11 protein-coding genes are annotated in these 15,687 nt (G+C 71.4%); 5 read left to right on the top strand and 6 right to left on the bottom strand.

All coding sequences use genetic code 11. The features are described from left to right. Positions 1-169: 169 nt before the first annotated feature. A complete protein-coding gene (locus ACZ60E_RS34250) occupies positions 170-1,312 on the bottom strand; it encodes an aminoglycoside phosphotransferase family protein (protein WP_210893660.1) in 1,143 nt (380 codons plus the stop codon). 232 nt (positions 1,313-1,544) lie between these two features. Here ACZ60E_RS34250 and ACZ60E_RS34255 point away from each other — a divergent pair, with 232 nt between their 5' ends. Beyond that, positions 1,545-3,059 carry a DNA-binding protein NsdB gene (locus tag ACZ60E_RS34255; RefSeq protein WP_469445556.1) on the top strand — a complete coding sequence of 505 codons (1,515 nt, stop codon included), beginning with the start codon at positions 1,545-1,547 and terminating at the stop codon, positions 3,057-3,059. 78 nt (positions 3,060-3,137) lie between these two features. Here ACZ60E_RS34255 and ACZ60E_RS34260 read toward each other — a convergent pair whose 3' ends face one another. The 3 genes from ACZ60E_RS34260 to ACZ60E_RS34270 all read right to left on the bottom strand — a co-directional run bounded on the left by ACZ60E_RS34260 (position 3,138) and on the right by ACZ60E_RS34270 (position 6,304). Further along, positions 3,138-4,610 (bottom strand): PP2C family protein-serine/threonine phosphatase, encoded by a 1,473-nt coding sequence (locus tag ACZ60E_RS34260; protein ID WP_469445558.1) that lies wholly within the window; start codon positions 4,608-4,610, stop codon positions 3,138-3,140. A gap of 216 nt (positions 4,611-4,826) precedes the next feature. Further along, positions 4,827-5,591 (bottom strand): HAD family hydrolase, encoded by a 765-nt coding sequence (locus ACZ60E_RS34265; protein ID WP_469445559.1) that lies wholly within the window; start codon positions 5,589-5,591, stop codon positions 4,827-4,829. A 74-nt stretch (positions 5,592-5,665) separates the two neighbouring features. Beyond that, positions 5,666-6,304: a hypothetical protein gene (locus ACZ60E_RS34270; RefSeq protein ID WP_469445561.1), complete on the bottom strand. Its 639-nt coding sequence runs from the start codon at positions 6,302-6,304 to the stop codon at positions 5,666-5,668. A gap of 202 nt (positions 6,305-6,506) precedes the next feature. Here ACZ60E_RS34270 and ACZ60E_RS34275 point away from each other — a divergent pair, with 202 nt between their 5' ends. Both ACZ60E_RS34275 and ACZ60E_RS34280 read left to right on the top strand, forming a co-directional pair. Next, positions 6,507-8,654, top strand: coding sequence for a PI-PLC domain-containing protein (locus ACZ60E_RS34275; RefSeq protein WP_469445563.1), 2,148 nt, complete (start codon positions 6,507-6,509; stop codon positions 8,652-8,654). Between the two features lie 177 nt (positions 8,655-8,831). Then, the gene (locus tag ACZ60E_RS34280) at positions 8,832-10,040 is read left to right on the top strand and encodes an acyl-CoA dehydrogenase family protein (protein ID WP_469445564.1); all 1,209 of its coding nucleotides are present in this window, start codon (positions 8,832-8,834) and stop codon (positions 10,038-10,040) included. Positions 10,041-10,052: 12 nt separating this feature from the next. Here ACZ60E_RS34280 and ACZ60E_RS34285 read toward each other — a convergent pair whose 3' ends face one another. Then, positions 10,053-11,150: a baeRF3 domain-containing protein gene (locus ACZ60E_RS34285; protein ID WP_469445565.1), complete on the bottom strand. Its 1,098-nt coding sequence runs from the start codon at positions 11,148-11,150 to the stop codon at positions 10,053-10,055. A 126-nt stretch (positions 11,151-11,276) separates the two neighbouring features. On the opposite strand from ACZ60E_RS34285, the gene ACZ60E_RS34290 reads away from it, so the two are divergent. Further along, the gene (locus ACZ60E_RS34290; protein ID WP_384809100.1) at positions 11,277-12,722 is read left to right on the top strand and encodes a basic amino acid/polyamine antiporter; all 1,446 of its coding nucleotides are present in this window, start codon (positions 11,277-11,279) and stop codon (positions 12,720-12,722) included. 37 nt (positions 12,723-12,759) lie between these two features. Then, complete coding sequence (locus ACZ60E_RS34295) at positions 12,760-14,022, top strand: arginine deiminase (protein WP_469445566.1); 1,263 nt, start codon at positions 12,760-12,762, stop codon at positions 14,020-14,022. A 50-nt stretch (positions 14,023-14,072) separates the two neighbouring features. On the opposite strand, the gene ACZ60E_RS34300 is transcribed toward ACZ60E_RS34295, so the two are convergent. After that, on the bottom strand, positions 14,073-15,668 hold the full coding sequence (locus ACZ60E_RS34300; protein ID WP_469445568.1) for an alpha/beta hydrolase: 1,596 nt from the start codon (positions 15,666-15,668) through the stop codon (positions 14,073-14,075). Positions 15,669-15,687: the final 19 nt, after the last annotated feature.

The raw sequence follows: 15,687 nt of genomic DNA on the forward strand, positions 1-15,687 counted from the left end.
GCGGTGGGTGGTTCACCGATTTCGGTGCGGTGGTGACCCGGCCTGCGAGGCGTCAGTGGAGTGGACCTCTGATGAAAAGGCCGCGGTAGAGGCACAGGAGGAGGCGGCGGACACGAAGAAGGCCCGCGGTGCGCCCTGTCCCTGGGCGTACCGCGGGCCTTCGTCTCCGTCAGCGAGTACCGACCGCCGCGCGAACGGCCTTGCGGGCCATCTGGCAGTCGTCGTGCAGCCGCCTCAGCAGCAGCCGCTGTTCCTCACCTGACGGCGCGGCGCCCGGGTGGGCCGGTCCCGGTGCCGCCGGAGTCGCATCCTGCATCGACCGCTGCACGGCCGTCTCGTACGTACGGATCTCCCTGGTCAGGACGAGCATCAGATTGACCAGGAACGCGTCCCGCGCCGCGGGTCCCGCCGACTGGGCCAGCTGGCTGATCTGCCGGCGGGCGACGGGCGCCTCCCCGAGGACCGCCCAGAGCGTCGCCAGGTCGTACCCCGGCAGATACCAACCCGCGTGCTCCCAGTCCACCAGCACTGGACCGGCCGGTGAGAGGAGCATGTTCGACAGGAGGGAATCGCCGTGACAGAACTGGCCCATGCCCTGACGGCCGGCCGAGTGTGCGATGCCGTGCACCAGTTTCTGCAGGTCACCCATGTCCCGGTCGGTGAGCAGTCCCAGCTCGTGATACCGGGAGATCCGCGCCGCGTAGTCCAGCGGGGCGTCGAACGTCCCCGCCGGTGGCCGCCACGCGTTGAGCCGGCAGATCGCGCCGAGCGCCGCCCTGATGTCCGCGCGGGGCGGAGCCTCCACCGGATGCCGGTTCAGCGCCGCCACCCGTCCCGGCATCCGCTCGATCACCAGGGTGCAGTTGTCCGGGTCCGCCGCGATCAGCCGGGGCACCCGCACCGGCGGCCGGTGCCGCACGAAGGAGCGGTATGCCGCTATCTCGTGCCGGATCCGCTCGGTCCACACGGGAGAGTGGTCCAGTAAACACTTGGCCACGGCGGTGCTGCGCCCTGTCGTACCGACAAGGAGCACGGAGCGTCCGCTGCGGCGCAGCACCTGCACCGGAGCGAACTCCGGGCAGATCCGGTGCACCGAAGCGATCGCCGTACGGAGCTGGGCGCCCTGAGGGCCGGACAAGTCGAGTCTCCCGCTGAGCGGTGGCGTCCCGAGCCCCGGAATGCGCCGCGTCCGGCCGGCACCGAGTACGGGAGCCGCCGCGGGACGCGCGGGGTCGAGGTAGGGGCCGCCGCCGACCGGGCGGGCGTGCAGCGACCGGGGTGGGGCGGACACGGAGGACGATGCTGTGTACATGGGCGAAACAGATCCCTTCGTGTGCCGGCGAGTTGCCGCGCTACCCGCCCCGGTCGCGCCGGTACACCCTGGGGAATGTCCCTCGGTGACCGGGTCGGGGTGGCGCGTTCCTACCTGACACCCGGCGCCCACTGGCACACCATCTGGCGTGCCCTGGCGAACCCTGGCGAATAGTCGCTCAGCAACTGACAGACGGTTACTGTCAACTCAGCCGAGAACCTGGGGGCTTGACGTGAGCGGACAACCCAACACCCGACTGTCGGACCTGTTCGGCCTGGCCGGCTGGTCCAAGGGCGAACTCGCGAGGCTGGTCAACCGGCAGGCGGCGGCCATGGGCCACCCCCAGCTGGCGACGGACACCTCACGGGTGCGGCGGTGGATCGACACGGGAGAGATCCCGCGCGATCCGGTGCCACGGGTGCTGGCAGCACTGTTCACCGAGCGTCTCGGCCGTGTCGTGACCATCGAGGATCTCGGTCTGGTCCGGCACGGGCGTACGGGGAAACGGCCAAGCGGCGGGAGTGCTGAACATCCCGACGGTGTGCCGTGGGCGCCCGAGCGGACTGCCGCGGTCCTCACCGAATTCACGGGAATGGACCTCATGCTCAACCGACGCGGCTTGGTGGGCGCGGGCGCCGCGCTCGCCGCAGGATCCGCAATCAGCAGCTCCATGCACGAGTGGCTGCACACCGATCCGGCCCTGGTGGCCGACGCCCCTGAAACCGACGATCCCCTGCACGCCGACCCCGCCGGGTTCGACCGCTACGAGGCCGCCCCCATCGGGTCGCAGGAGATCGAGGAACTGGAGCGCTCGGTCGAGGTGTTCCGGGCCTGGGACGCGGCCCGCGGTGGCGGCCTGCAGAGAAAGGCTGTCGTAGGACAGCTCAACGAAGTGGGAGGCATGCTCTCCTACCGGCACCCCGACCATCTGCAGCGGCGCCTGTGGGGCGTCGCCGCCAATCTCGCCGTGCTCGCGGGCTGGATGTCGCACGACGTCGGCCTGGAGCCCACGGCTCAGAAGTACTTCATCATCGCCGCGCACGCGGCCCGAGAAGGCGGTGACCGGCCCCGTGCGGGCGAGGCGCTCTCCCGGGCGGCCCGTCAGATGCTGCACCTGGGCCGGCCCGACGACGCGCTCGACCTCATGAATCTCGCCAAGTCGGGATCGGGCGACGAGGTCCTGCCGCGTACGCGGGCCATGCTCTACACCATCGAGGCCTGGGCACAGGCGTCACTGGGCAAGGGCCAGGCCATGCGGCGCACCCTGGGCGAGGCGGAGGACCTCTTCGTCTCGGACAAGGGTGACGTGCCGCCGCCGAGCTGGATGCAGCTCTTCGACGAGGCGGACATGCACGGCATGCAGGCGCTGGCGTACCGGACACTGGCGGAGCACGACCCGGCCGCGGCCGCCGTCGCGCAGCGCCACGCCAAGGAGGCCCTGGCGCTCCGGGAGAAGGGGCGGGACCGGTCGAAGATCTTCGACCATCTCTCGCTCGCCTCCGCCTGCTTCATCGCCGACGACCCCGAACAGGCCGACCGGTACGCACGCCTGGCCCTGACGTCGATGGGGTCGAACTCCTCCCATCGCACCTGGGACCGGCTCCGCGAGATGTACCGGCTGACGGGGCAGTACTCCAGCTATCCGAAGATCCACGATCTGCGTGAGGAGATCAAACTGTCGCTGCCCAAGGGCTCGTTGAAGTCAGGTCCGTTGAAGCCGAGGGGCGGCAACGGCGCACGGGCGTAGGGGACTTGTGCGCCGAGCCCCGCGCGCCGGGACGTGTGCGCTGCGACCGACGACCCGGGCCGCCCGCCTCAGGACTCCTCAGGTGGTGACCCGGGCCACGAGGACGCAGGCGTCGTCCTCGCGTTCCGTCTCACCGAACTCCTCCACCACGGTCCGTACGCAGTCCTGGGCGCTGCGGGCCTCCTGGAAACGGGGGGCCAGGTCGAGGAGGCGGCTGACGTCCGCGGTGCTCTCCACCGTCCCGGTAGCGTCCGGGCGGAGGCATCCCGACCGCGGGGGGACCAGTCCGTCGGTGTGCAGGAGCAGCAGGTCGCCCGGTTCGAGGGCCACTTCGGCCTGCCCGTAGACGGCGCCCGAGGTGGCGCCGAGCAGGACGCCGTCGGGCGGAGCGAGCATGCGCCCCGTCCCGTTGCGGAACAGCAGCGGGGCGGGGTGTCCGGCCTGCGCCCACACGAGGGTCCGGCTCTGCGGCCGGTAGCGGCAGCACACCGCGCTGCCCAGGGCGGGCTGGGCGGAGGAGTCGAGTAACTGGTTGAGCCAGGACATGAGCTGGCCGGGTTCGGTGCCCGCCACGGCCATGCCGCGCAGTGCGCCGAGCAGCATCGCCATGCCCGAGGTGACGGCGACGCCGTGGCCGGTGAGGTCGCCGACGCTCAACAGTGTCTGTCCGTCGGGCATGTCGAGGGCGTCGTACCAGTTGCCGCCGATCAGGGTGCTGGTCGAGGAGGGCAGATAGCGGGCGGCCAGGTCCAGCGTTCCCGGGCCCTGCTGCGGGAGCGGCGGGGCGCCGCGCCACGGTGGCAGGACGGCTTCCTGCAGTTCGACCGCGAGGCGGTGTTCGGTCTGTGCGGCCTGTCGCTGGCGCTGCAGCGAGTCCCTGGTCTCACTGACGGTCCGCTGGCTGCGGCGCAGTTCGCTGACGTCCCGCAGGACGGCCCACATCGAGGCGGTGCTGCCGTCCGCGTCGAGCACCGGCTCGCCCATCATGTGCACGGTCCGTACACTGCCGTCGGGCCGGACCATGCCGAACTCCCCGTCGATCGGTTTGCCGTCGATCAGACAGTCCGTGACCATCGAGGTCAGCCTCGGCCGGTCCTCGTCGAGGACCACTGAGGGCAGTTCGTCGAGGGTGAGCGGGGGAGCGGCGGGGTCCCTGCCGAGGATCTGGTACAGCTCACCGGACCACGTGGCCTCGTCCGTCAGCAGGTTCCACTCGGCGCTGCCGACCCGGCTGATCAGTGAGCCGCGCCCGGGGGACGCGGGCGGCGCGGCCCGTACGGCGGCGGGTGCCGCTTCCCGTTCGGCGGGCACGGTCGAGGGGCCGTCCCTCAACTGCGACAAGTGCGCGTCGAGGTCGTCGATCTGATGCATCGCCAGGTCGCACAGAGCACGCTGCCAGCGTCCCTCCGGGTCCGTGCCGTCGGCCGGCGCGTCGCGTCGGACGGCGTCCATGTCGCCCCGGAGCCGGCGCGTCTGCGAGATGAGCGCGTCGACCGCGCCGCGCGGAGGCGGCTGGGCGGCAGGGTGGTCCGCCGAGAGAGGGGACGGCATGACGTACTCCGATACAGGCACGGTACGACCAAGGCAGAGGGAAGGTCCGTTACGACTGTTGCACAGCCTGCGACGCGCTGTAAGGGATTCGGCAACACACGACAGGGTGGTGCCGCTGGCACGTGCCACTGTCCTCCCGGGGGAGCTGACCGGGACGGATCCGGTACGCGGATCGGCGGCCGGAGCGTACTCAACAGGCGTACTCGACAGTCGTACTCAACCCGGGGGAGTCGAAGGGGTGCGACTCGCCCCGGCCGGTCCCGCCAGCCGCAGCACGGCGTCCAGCCCCCGGACCGCGCCCGGAGCGGCTCCGGCGGGCAGCACATAGGCCCGGAGCCCCGCGCCCGCCGCCCCGCCGTCCTTCGCCGGATGGTCACCGACCATCAGCGTTTCGGCGGCCGTGACCCCCAACTCGCGGCAGGCGCGCCCGAAGAGCACCGGGTCGGGCTTCTCCGTGTCGTACGCGTAGGAGTGCACCCACGACGAGAAATGCTGATCGAGTCCGTGGTGCGCGAACGTCGCCCGCAGATCCCAGCCCACGTCACTGACCACGCCGAGCGCGATCCCCTCGTCGGTCAGCCGTGCGAGCGTGGACCGTGTGTCCGCGTACGGCACCCAGTGCTCGGGTGCCTGCAACTGCGCGTAGAGCGCGTCCGCGTGCGGCGCGAGCTCCGGTACCGACGCGTACCACGTGGTGAACGCGCGCCGGTGTGCGCGCGAGGACACATCGCGCCCGCGCTGCGCCTCGACGACGTCCGGATCGGCCAGCCCTTTCTCCAGCCCGTTCAGGAACTCGTCCATCTCCCGCTCACCGACCGGCCGTTGCACCACGGCACGGATCCGGTCGGCGTAGGAGCCCATCTGGAAGAGCGTGCCGCCGAAGTCGAACAGCACGGCCCGGACGGGGGACGGGCCCTGTGCCGAGGGCGTGGCGCGCAGTGGCCCCTCGGGGCCGCAGACCGGGAGCGGGGAGCGAGTCATCCGATCTTCCTAGCCGCTCCGCGCGGCACGGGCAATGGCCGCGCGCCGCACCGTGCCCTCAGCTGCGTGGCAGGTCAGTACCGCTGGGCCTGGGACAGCTTGGGAGTCAGGGGCGGGTCGGCCGGTTTGCGGCTTACCGCCAGTGGCTGGGCGCGTTCGCCCGGCGCGAGGTCCTCGGCGCCGACATACCGGGTCTCCACCGTCTTGCCGGAGGAGTCGGCGAAATCGACCCGCACGGCGTACGAGGCCTTGCTGTCGGTCTTGTTGGTGATGTTCACCAGGACGACGAGCAGGCCGCCGGTCCCGGACCGCGGCTTGCCGGTCATGGAGACGTCGGACATGGCGTTTCCCTGGCCGTCCACGTCCTTGAGCGCCTTCTCCGCGGCACGGTTGGCCCGCTCCACCTCCGCCGACACGGACGCCTCGAAGGAGGAGGCCGCGGCCGAGGCGGAGGACGCCGCCGCGGAGGCCGCGGCGCGCGCGGACTCGACGACCGACTCCTTCATGGAGGGGGCCGTCCCCGAGAAGGACGCGGTGTCGGGCGGCGAGGGGCGTTCGCTGAAGGAGGGGGTGGAGGTGTCCGAGTCGCTGCCCGTGCTGCACGAGGTGACGGCGCTCGCAACCGCGGCCAGCGCCGCCACCGCGACGACGGTCGAACGCGTGCGGCCCTGTCGGCGGGGCCCGTGGGGCCCCTGGGACGGTGATGTGTTCATCGAGTGCTGTCCTCGCTGTCGCTGTCGCTATCGGTGTCGGTGTCGATGAGCCGGAGCGGCCGGGCGGTCGAAATGAACTTTATGTCGGATAATTCAACGAGGCATGCCGTGCGGGCCCGCAGGCCGCCGGTCCGTCCGAAAACGCCTCACCCGTTCCGCCGCACGGCTCGCCACCGCGCGCCCCTTGGCGCAGCATGAGGGCATGGTCGGGTCGACCCGGATACGAGCGCTGCGCTGCGTGGCCTGGATCTGCGCGGTCCTGTGCGTCGCGGTCGTCGCGCTGACGGCCACCGCGCGCAGCACCGTACTGAGCGCGGGCTTCCACCGTTCGGTGCTGGCCGACGAACACGCGTACGACCGGCTCTACAACCAGGTGCTGGTCGACCCGCGGATCACGCCGGTCACCCGCGACCTCCTGGGGCGGCTCCCGGTGCCCGAGGCGGTGCTGACCTCCAACCTCAAGACGGTCCTCCCGCCCGAGACCCTGCGCGCGCTGACGGACCAGCAGATCGGGCATCTCGTCGACTACCTGCGCGGAAACAGGGACGACCTGCGTCTCTCCGTAGACCTGCGGCCGGTCATCGCCAACATCACCGGCCTGACCAGGGCGTACTTCGGCGACATGGTCTCCTCGCTCCAGGAACAGCAGGAACCGGACTTTCCGGCCTTCCTCGCCGACCTGAAGGATGCGGTGGGGCAGGTCGGTGCCGGCCGGCCCCCGGAAGGCCTGCCGACGCTGGCCCTGACGGAGGCCCAGGCGGCCACCGCCGCGGACGCCCTGCTGCGGGCCGCCCCCGAGGACGTTCGCGGCACGCTGCGCCCGGAGGTCACGGTCGCCCTGCAGAACGGCGACGTGGCCACCGCCCTCGCCGCCGTCGGACCGGCCGCCTTCTCGGAGCGCACCCGCGCCGCCGCCGCCCGGCTGCGCACGGTCGCGGACGGCGGGACCTGGGACATCGCCGCCGACCTCGAACTCGACGAGGTGCGTCAGGTCCGCGCGGCCACCCACCTCACCCTCGACGTCGTCGAACCCCTGGCCGCCGCCCTCGGCATCGCGGCCCTCGCCGCACTCTGGTTCACCGGCCCCGACTCCCGGCCCCGGCGGCTGCGGCACCTCGGCCGGGCGCTCGCGGCCGGCGGACTGTGCACGGCGCTCGTCGCGCTCGTGATCCTGTGGACCGTGGGCCGCAGGCCGGTCGACATCTCCGCGGCCTGGCCGGAGTCGGCGGCCCGGCTGCTCGACGACCTGCAGGCCACCGCCGTCGACCGCTTCCTCGCGGGAATGCTGACCGCCGCCCTCGTGCCGGTGGTGGCCGGCGCCCTCCTGGTCGGCCTGGCCTGGGCGGGGGAGCGGCGCAGGGCGCCCGTACGCGCATGGCGGCCGGGGCTCTGGCCCGCGGCCGGCGCGACGGCCCTCGCCCTCGCGGGCGTCGCACTCGTGCCGATCGCCTTCTCCGACGACACCCCGCGCAGCTGCCAGGGCAGCCCGCGCCTGTGCGACCGGCGGTACGACGAGGTCGCCCAGCTCACCTCGCACAACGCCATGTCCACCACCGCCGACAAGTTCATCGGCCCCCTCCAGGACCCGCTCATCGCCGATCAGCTCGACGCGGGCGTACGGGCCCTGCAGCTCGACACCTACCGCTGGGAGCGCCCCGAGGAAGTGACCGGCCGGCTCGACGAGTCGGACTTCCCGCCCGAGCTGCGCCGTCAGATCACCGCTGCCGTCCAGGGGCTCAACCCGCCGAGGCCGGGCCTGTGGCTCTGCCACTCCGTCTGCCGTGCGGGCGCGATCGAACTGGTGCCGACGCTGCGGCAGATCGGCGACTGGCTGCGAGCGAACCCGGGGGACGTCGTCACGCTGATCGTCCAGGACGCCCTCAGCGGCGAGGAGACGGAGGGCGCGTTCCGCGAAGCGGGTCTGCGGGACCAGCTGTTCACACCGGACGAGGATCCGGACCGGCCCTGGCCGACGCTCGGCGAGATGATCGACAGCGGCCGTCGCCTCGTGGTCTTCGCCGAGCGGGCCGACGGGCCGGCGCCCTGGTACCGCAACTTCTACCGGTACGCCATGGAGACGCCGTTCGCCTTCCGTGCCCCCGCCGAACTGAGCTGTGTCCCGCACCGCGGCGGCACGGGCAAGCGGCTGTTCCTGCTCAACCACTTCATCACCGCCGACGGCGGCAGCCGTCTCGACGCGGGCGAGATCAACACCCGCCGGGCCGTACTGGACCGGGCACACACGTGCGAACGGGTGAGGGGCGCGCCGGTCAACTTCGTCGCCATCGACTACCTGACCGTCGGTGACGCGAAGGCCGCGGTGGACCGGCTCAACGCGGAACGCGACTGACCCGGCCCGGCCGGAAGGCCGTTTCGGACAGGCGTCCTTGCGGCGTCGGCGAGGTCTGCTGTATTTGATTCTGCTGTAGGCGCTTTCCGCACGGTCCCCCGCAGTCCCACAGCCCCGCAGCCCCCAGCCCCGCAGAGTCCGGCGACGTTCCGCGCCGCCGTGAGCGAGGAGGACTCGATGGCTCCACCGGTGCACGTCGTCGAGATGGACTCCGCCGAGCGCGAGCGGGCGTTCGAGATCTGCCGCCAACTGGCCGAGGAGTTCAGCAAGGCCGGGCCGCGGCACGACGCGGAGAACACGTTCCCGTACGAACTGGCCGAGCGCGTAAGGGCGTTGGGACTGCCGGGACTCAACATCCCTAAGCGGTACGGCGGGTGGGGTGCCGACATCGCGACCACCGCGCGGTGCGTGGAGCTGCTGGCGTACGGCGATCCGGCGATCGCGCTGGCCTTCAACATGCACTGGGGCGTGATCGGCTTCTTCCGCGGGATGTGGAGCGAGGAACACCAGCAGCGCTTCTTCCCGGGCGTGGCACGCGACGGACACCTGTTCGACGGCGCGTACAGCGAGACCCGCGCCGGCGTGATCGGACTGGCCGACACCCGTGCCGTGCCGGTCGACGGCGGGTTCCGTGTCAGCGGCCGCAAGAGCTGGGGCACCCTGGCGCCGGTGGCCGACTTCCACACGCTGAACGCGACGATCACCGAGCCCGACGGCGAACTGCCGGCCGACCACGCGGTGCGCGCGACGCGCGAGGTGCTGCTGGTCTGCCCGGCCTCCGCCGAGGGCGTACGCGTCGAGAAGACCTGGGACGCGCTCGGCATGCGCGCGACGGGCACCGAGACCGTGGTGTTCGACGACGTGTTCGTACCGGCCGGCGACCTGGTGTCCTCGGAGTTCCGGCCGGGTCTGTTCGCGAACCTGGAATGGCAGACGCTGAGTTTCGCGTCGGTGTACCTCGGGCTCGCCCGCCGTGCGTACGACGAGACGCGCGCGATCCTGCGGACGAAGCGACTCGGCGCGGTGCCCGAGGCCGCCGACGTCAGGGTCGGCGACCAGCAGCTGGTGCAGGTCGGGGTCGGGGAGATGCGCGTACTCGTCGAGGCCGCCGCCAACACGATCGAGGTCGCCGCCGCGCGCCTCAACGAGCGGCGCGACCTGCCGGACGACCCGGCGCTGAGGCTCGGCGCGCTGGAGATCCCGAAGGTCGTGGCGACCGAGAACGCGATCCGCGTCGTCGACATCGGCATGCGCCTGGTCGGTGGCGGCGCCTACCGCCGCGGCCATCCGCTGGAGAGGCTGTACCGCGACGCGCGCAGCGGACCGTTCCACCCGCTCACCACCGACCAGCTCCTGCAGCACCTCGGAAGCGCCGAACTGGCCTGAGCGCGCAGGGTCTCAGTACCGGAGCACTCCCGCGATGCCCTGCGCCTCGGCCAGCGTCCCGTCCGGTACGAAGCGGACCTGGGCGCCGGTGTCCAGGCACTGTTCGACGATCTCGTCCACGATGTCGTGCCGGGCGTCGAGATCGTCGCCGTCGGCCGGGACGAGATGGTCGCCGCCGTCGTCGCGTACCGTCACGCGGTAGTTCTCCTCGACGGCCAGCAGGCCCACGCGGCCGGCGGTCGCGTTCTGCCAGACCTCGTCGACGCCCGCCGCGAACGCCCTGCGGCCCTTGGCGCTCTCCAGCTCGGTCGTCACGGTGTCGATGTTCCGCAGGCCCTCCGCCGTGACCAGGGGACGGACCGCCTGCCACACCGCCTCGGCCCCGGCGTGCCCGAGCCCGCCGTGCGGGACATGGACGGTGCTCTTGGTGACGTTGCCGACCTCGCCGAGGAGCGAGAGCGCGGCCTGTTCACCGGCGACGTAGACGGGACGCGGATCGGAGCGCAGGACGGCGGCGAGGACGGTGTCCGCGTCCCGCATGAAGTGACGTGTCTCCTCGTCGCGGAAGGTGCTCGGCACCTCGCCGACCCGTTCCTCGCGCTCGACGTCCTGCGGTTCCAGGCTCCGTGTCATCGGGAACCCCGCCGTGTCCGCCTCGACGACGCGTTCCCCGCCGCCGCTCCACAGCGAGATCCGGTCGGCGGAGACCGTCAGCACCCAGAACGGGCTCTCGGCGGCCTGCGCGGCGACGAGATTGCGGGTCAGGAACGTGTCCGAGAGGACGACGCGCTCCGGCACGGTCCGGGCCAGCGACCACACCTGGTGCTCCCCGGGAGCCGCGAAGATCGCGAGGCCGTCCTCGGAGTGGTTCAGATCGATCTCCGCCAGCGCCTGTTCGAGCTGCTCGACGACGTCCGTCCGCCGCTCACGGGTGACCGCGGGATCTGCTTCGAGTTGCTTCTTCGCCTCGGCCAGCACATTGCGCAGCCGGACGGGATCCTGCGCCTTGTCGGGCTCCCTGCGGTGCGTCGGTGTCAGCACCGACACCGCCGGGTAGGGCCGCGGCCGACGCAGCTCGGTGAGGGTGGCGGGGCTCAGAAGATGCTCCATAGATGCACCATATGACTGAATCGGCGGCGAGTCATTCGGAGGAACCAGGTCGGGCAAAAGGGGCAATTGGCTGTTAATGTCGCCGGGCAGTCGCGTCGTGTCTCCCTGCCACGCCCGAGGACCTCCATGAGCCAGGCCGAGACCGGAACCGGTGCCGGAAACGGAACCGAGCCCCGGACACCCGCAGCCAAACTGACCCTGCCCACGCTGACCACGATGGTCGTCGGTTCCATGGTCGGCGCGGGCGTCTTCTCGCTGCCCCGGCGCTTCGGCCAGGAGACCGGCGTCGCCGGCGCGCTCATCGCGTGGGCGGTGGCCGGCGCCGGCATGCTCATGCTGGCCTTCGTCTTCCAGCGGCTCGCGCTGCGCAGACCCGACCTCGACGCCGGTGTCTACGCCTACGCGAAGGCCGGCTTCGGCGAGTACCTCGGCTTCTTCGCCGCGTTCGGCTACTGGGCGAGCGCCTGCGTCGGCAACGTGACGTACTGGGTCCTCATCATGTCGACGATCGGGGCGATCGCCCCGGCGCTCGGCGACGGCGACACGGTCCTCGCCATGCTGCTCTCCTCCGCCGGCCTGTGGGCGTTCTTCCTGCTCATCAGCCGTGGGGTCAAGGAGGCCGCGGCCATCAACCGGATCGTCACGGTCGCCAAGGTCGTGCCCATCCTCGTCTTCGTCCTCATCGCGCTGTTCTGCCTCAAGCCCAGCGTCTTCGCCGAGAACTTCGCCGGCGCCGACTACGCCGGATCACTGTTCCAGCAGGTCAAGGGCACCATGCTGGCCACGGTCTTCGTGTTCCTCGGGGTCGAGGGCGCCAGCGTCTACTCCCGGCACGCCAAGCGCCGCGAGGACGTCGGACGCGCGACCGTCCTGGGCTTCCTGAGCGTCTTCGCGATCTTCGCCTCGGTCACCATCGTGTCGTACGGCATCCTGCCGATGAGCGAGATCGCCGAGCTGCGCCAGCCCTCCATGGCGGGCGTCCTGGAGGAGGCGGTCGGCACCTGGGGCAAGGTCTTCGTCAGCGTCGGCCTGATCGTCTCCGTCCTCGGCGCCTACCTCGCCTGGACGCTGATGGCCGCCGAAGTGCTCTTCGTCGCCGCCAAGGACGAGGACATGCCCCGCTTCCTGGGGCGCTCCACGGCGGCCGACGTACCCGTGCCCGCCCTGCTGATCACCACCGTGCTGACCCAGATCGTGCTCGTCGTCACGCTCTTCTCGGACGACGCGTTCAACTTCGCGCTCGATCTGACCAGCGCCCTGACCCTCATCCCGTTCCTGCTGGCCGCCGCCTTCGCCGTCATGGTCGCGCGGTCCGGCGGCGCGGGCCGATGGGACCTCCCCGTCGCCGCCCTGGCCACCGTCTACACCGCGTTCCTCATCTACGCGGCCGGCCTCAAGTACCTCCTCGTGTCCCTCATCATCTACGCGCCCGCCACGGTCCTGTTCGTCATGGCCCGCCGTGAACAGGGCCGCCGGCTCTTCTCCCCCCGCGAACTCGTCATCCTCGCCGTCTCGGTGGCCGGCGCCGTCGTGGGCGTCGTCGCGCTCGCGCGCGGCTGGATCAGCCTCTGACCCCGCAGACACCGACACACTCCGCGAAAGGCAGACCGTGACCCGACAGGACACCCCGACCCGGCCCGCGTACGGCGTCCACTCCGAGGTCGGCAGACTGCGCAAGGTACTGGTCTGCGCACCCGGCCTCGCCCACCGCAGACTCACCCCCACCAACTCCGACGACCTCCTCTTCGACGACGTCATGTGGGTGGAGAACGCCCAGCGCGACCACGCCGACTTCGTGAACAAGATGCGCGAACGGGACGTCGACGTCGTCGAACTGCACGACCTGCTCGCACAGACCATGGCCGACCCGGAGGCCCGCGCCTGGCTCCTGGACCGCAAGATCACCGCGAACGAGGTCGGCCTCGGACTCCTCGACGACACCCGCGCCTTCCTGGAGTCGCTGGAGCCCCGCAGACTCGCCGAGTACCTGATCGGCGGCCTGTCCACCGTCGACCTGCCCGACGAGTTCCGCGACGGTTACGTGTCCCTGGCCCGCGAATCGACCGGCGCACGCGAGTACTTGATGCCGCCGCTGCCGAACACCCTCTACACCCGCGACACCACCTGCTGGCTCTACGGCGGACTCACCTTCAACCCGCTGTACTGGCCCGCACGGCACGACGAGACGCTCCTCATGAAGGCGATCTACACCTTCCACCCGGACTACCGGGGTTCCGCGGTGTGGTGGGGAGACCCCGAACTCGACTGGGGACAGGCCACGTTCGAGGGCGGTGACATCATGCCCGTCGGCAACGGCGTGGTCCTCATGGGCATGAGCGAGCGCACCTCCCGCCAGGCGATCACCCAGGTCGCTGCGGCCCTGTTCGCCCACGGGGCCGCCGAGCACGTCATCGTCGCGGGCATGCCCAGACTGCGTTCCGCGATGCACCTCGACACCGTGTTCACCTTCGCCGACCGCGACCTCGTGACCCTGTACCCGACCATCATGGACAAGGTCCACACCTTCTCCCTGCGGCCCTCCGACAAGGCACCCGGCGTCGAACTGACCGACGAGGGCTCCCGCCCCTTCGTGGACGTCGTGGCCAAGGCCCTCGGGCTCCCCGCCCTTCGGGTCGTGGAGACGGGCGGCGACGTCTACGCCTCGGAGCGCCAGCAGTGGGACAGCGGCAACAACGCCGTCGCGCTGGAGCCAGGGGTGGTCTTCACGTACGACCGCAACACCCAGACCAACACCCTGCTGCGCAAGGCGGGCGTCGAGGTCATCACCATCGTCGGCGCCGAACTGGGGCGGGGGAGGGGCGGCGGGCACTGCATGACGTGCCCGATCGTGCGCGACCCGGTCGACTTCTGAGGGCGGATCGACTTCTCGACCCCTTCCCCCCCAGGTGTGTCGTACGTGGCTCACTCCTCCGGGCCGCACGAGCTGCCGTCGGCCGGCAGTCGCCCGTACAGCAGGAAGTCGTCGATCTTCCGGTGCACGCACTTCGAGGAGGAGTAACCGGTGTGGCCCTCGCCCTTGTTGTCGAGGACGACGGCGGACGGGCCGAGCCGGTCCGCGGTCTCGGTGGTCCAGCGGTACGGCGTGGCGGGGTCGCCGCGGGTGCCGACGAGGAGCATCTTCGGGGTGTCGACGTCCCGTACCTCGTCACGGATGTACGAGGTGCCCTTGGGGCGTCCGTAGCACATCAGGGCCTGGGCGAGCCGGTACCGGCCGAAGACCGGAGACGCCTGCTCGTACGCGGCACGCAGCCTGCCGAGGTTCCCGACGACCTGGTCCGCGGTGGGCCGGTCGGGGTCGTCGGCGCAGTTGACGGCCATGAGCGCGGCCGGGAGGTTGTCGAGCGGGATCTCGCCCTCGTCGACGAGACCGCCGTCCTCACGCGGGGAGTTCTGGCGGGGGAGGCGGTCATGGGGGCGCGAACTGCCGCCGACGTAGAACCCCATGATGCCCCGCGTGTCCCCGTCCTGGACCAGCGAGGTGAGCGCCTGCGAGAGGGCCGGCCACAGCTCCTTGCTGTAGAGGGCCTGCCCTATCGCGCCCACCAGGTCCTGGCCGGAGAACGGTATGCCGAAGTCCGACGGGACCGGGTCCGCGTCCAGCGAGCCGATCAGCCGGAGCACCTCCTCCCGGGCCGAGCGCGGGTCCTGGCCGAACGCGCAGTTGACGTCCTCGGTGCACCAGTCGAGGAAGTCGTCCAGGGCGGTCTGCTGGCCCTGGGCGCCGGTGACGCCCTGCTCGCTCAGCGGTTCGGTGAGGGTGTCCACGCCGTCGAGGACCATCCGGCCGGTCCTGCCGGGGAACTGGGCCGCGTACACCGCGCCCAGCCGCGTTCCGTACGAGAAGCCCAGGTAGTTGAGCTTCTTGTCGCCGAGGGCCGCGCGCATCACGTCGAGGTCGCGCGCGGCGTCGACCGTGCCGATGTGCCGCAGCACCGGCCCGGAGTGCTCGGTGCAGTCCGCGGCGAGCTCGCGCAGCACTTCGAGAGCGGCCCGCGGATCGTCGCTCCCGTCCGGCTCCGCCCCGGTCTCCGCGTCGGGGTCGGGGGCCTGCGTTCCGTCGTCCATGCCCTCGCCGCAGCTGACCGGCGAGCTCCGGCCGACGCCGCGCGGATCGAAGGTCACCACGTCGTAGCCGTTCGTGAGACCCATGAAGTCCTTGCCGCCGTCGGCGAGTTCGCCGACCCCCGGGCCGCCGGGGCCGCCGAAGTTCAGCAGCACCGAGCCTCTGGACTTGCCGGTCGCCCGGAACCTGGCCATGGCCAGGTCGAGCGTCCCGTCGGCGGGGTTCGCGTAGTCGACGGGTACGGTCACCTTCCCGCACTGCAGGCCGTCGGGCAGTCCGTCGCCCGGACAGGCCGACCACTTGATCGTCTGGTCGTGGAAGCGGGACAGGTCGGGTCGGTCGGCGGCAGCCGCGGCCAGCGACGGCAGCCCTGCTCCCAGCAGGGCCAGCGTCATGGCGCAGGTGAAGGCGCGGCGTTGGCGCGTTGACAGCATCAGGCCTCCCGGGACGCCC

It is taken from the genome of Streptomyces sp. NPDC102514 (assembly GCF_055584525.1).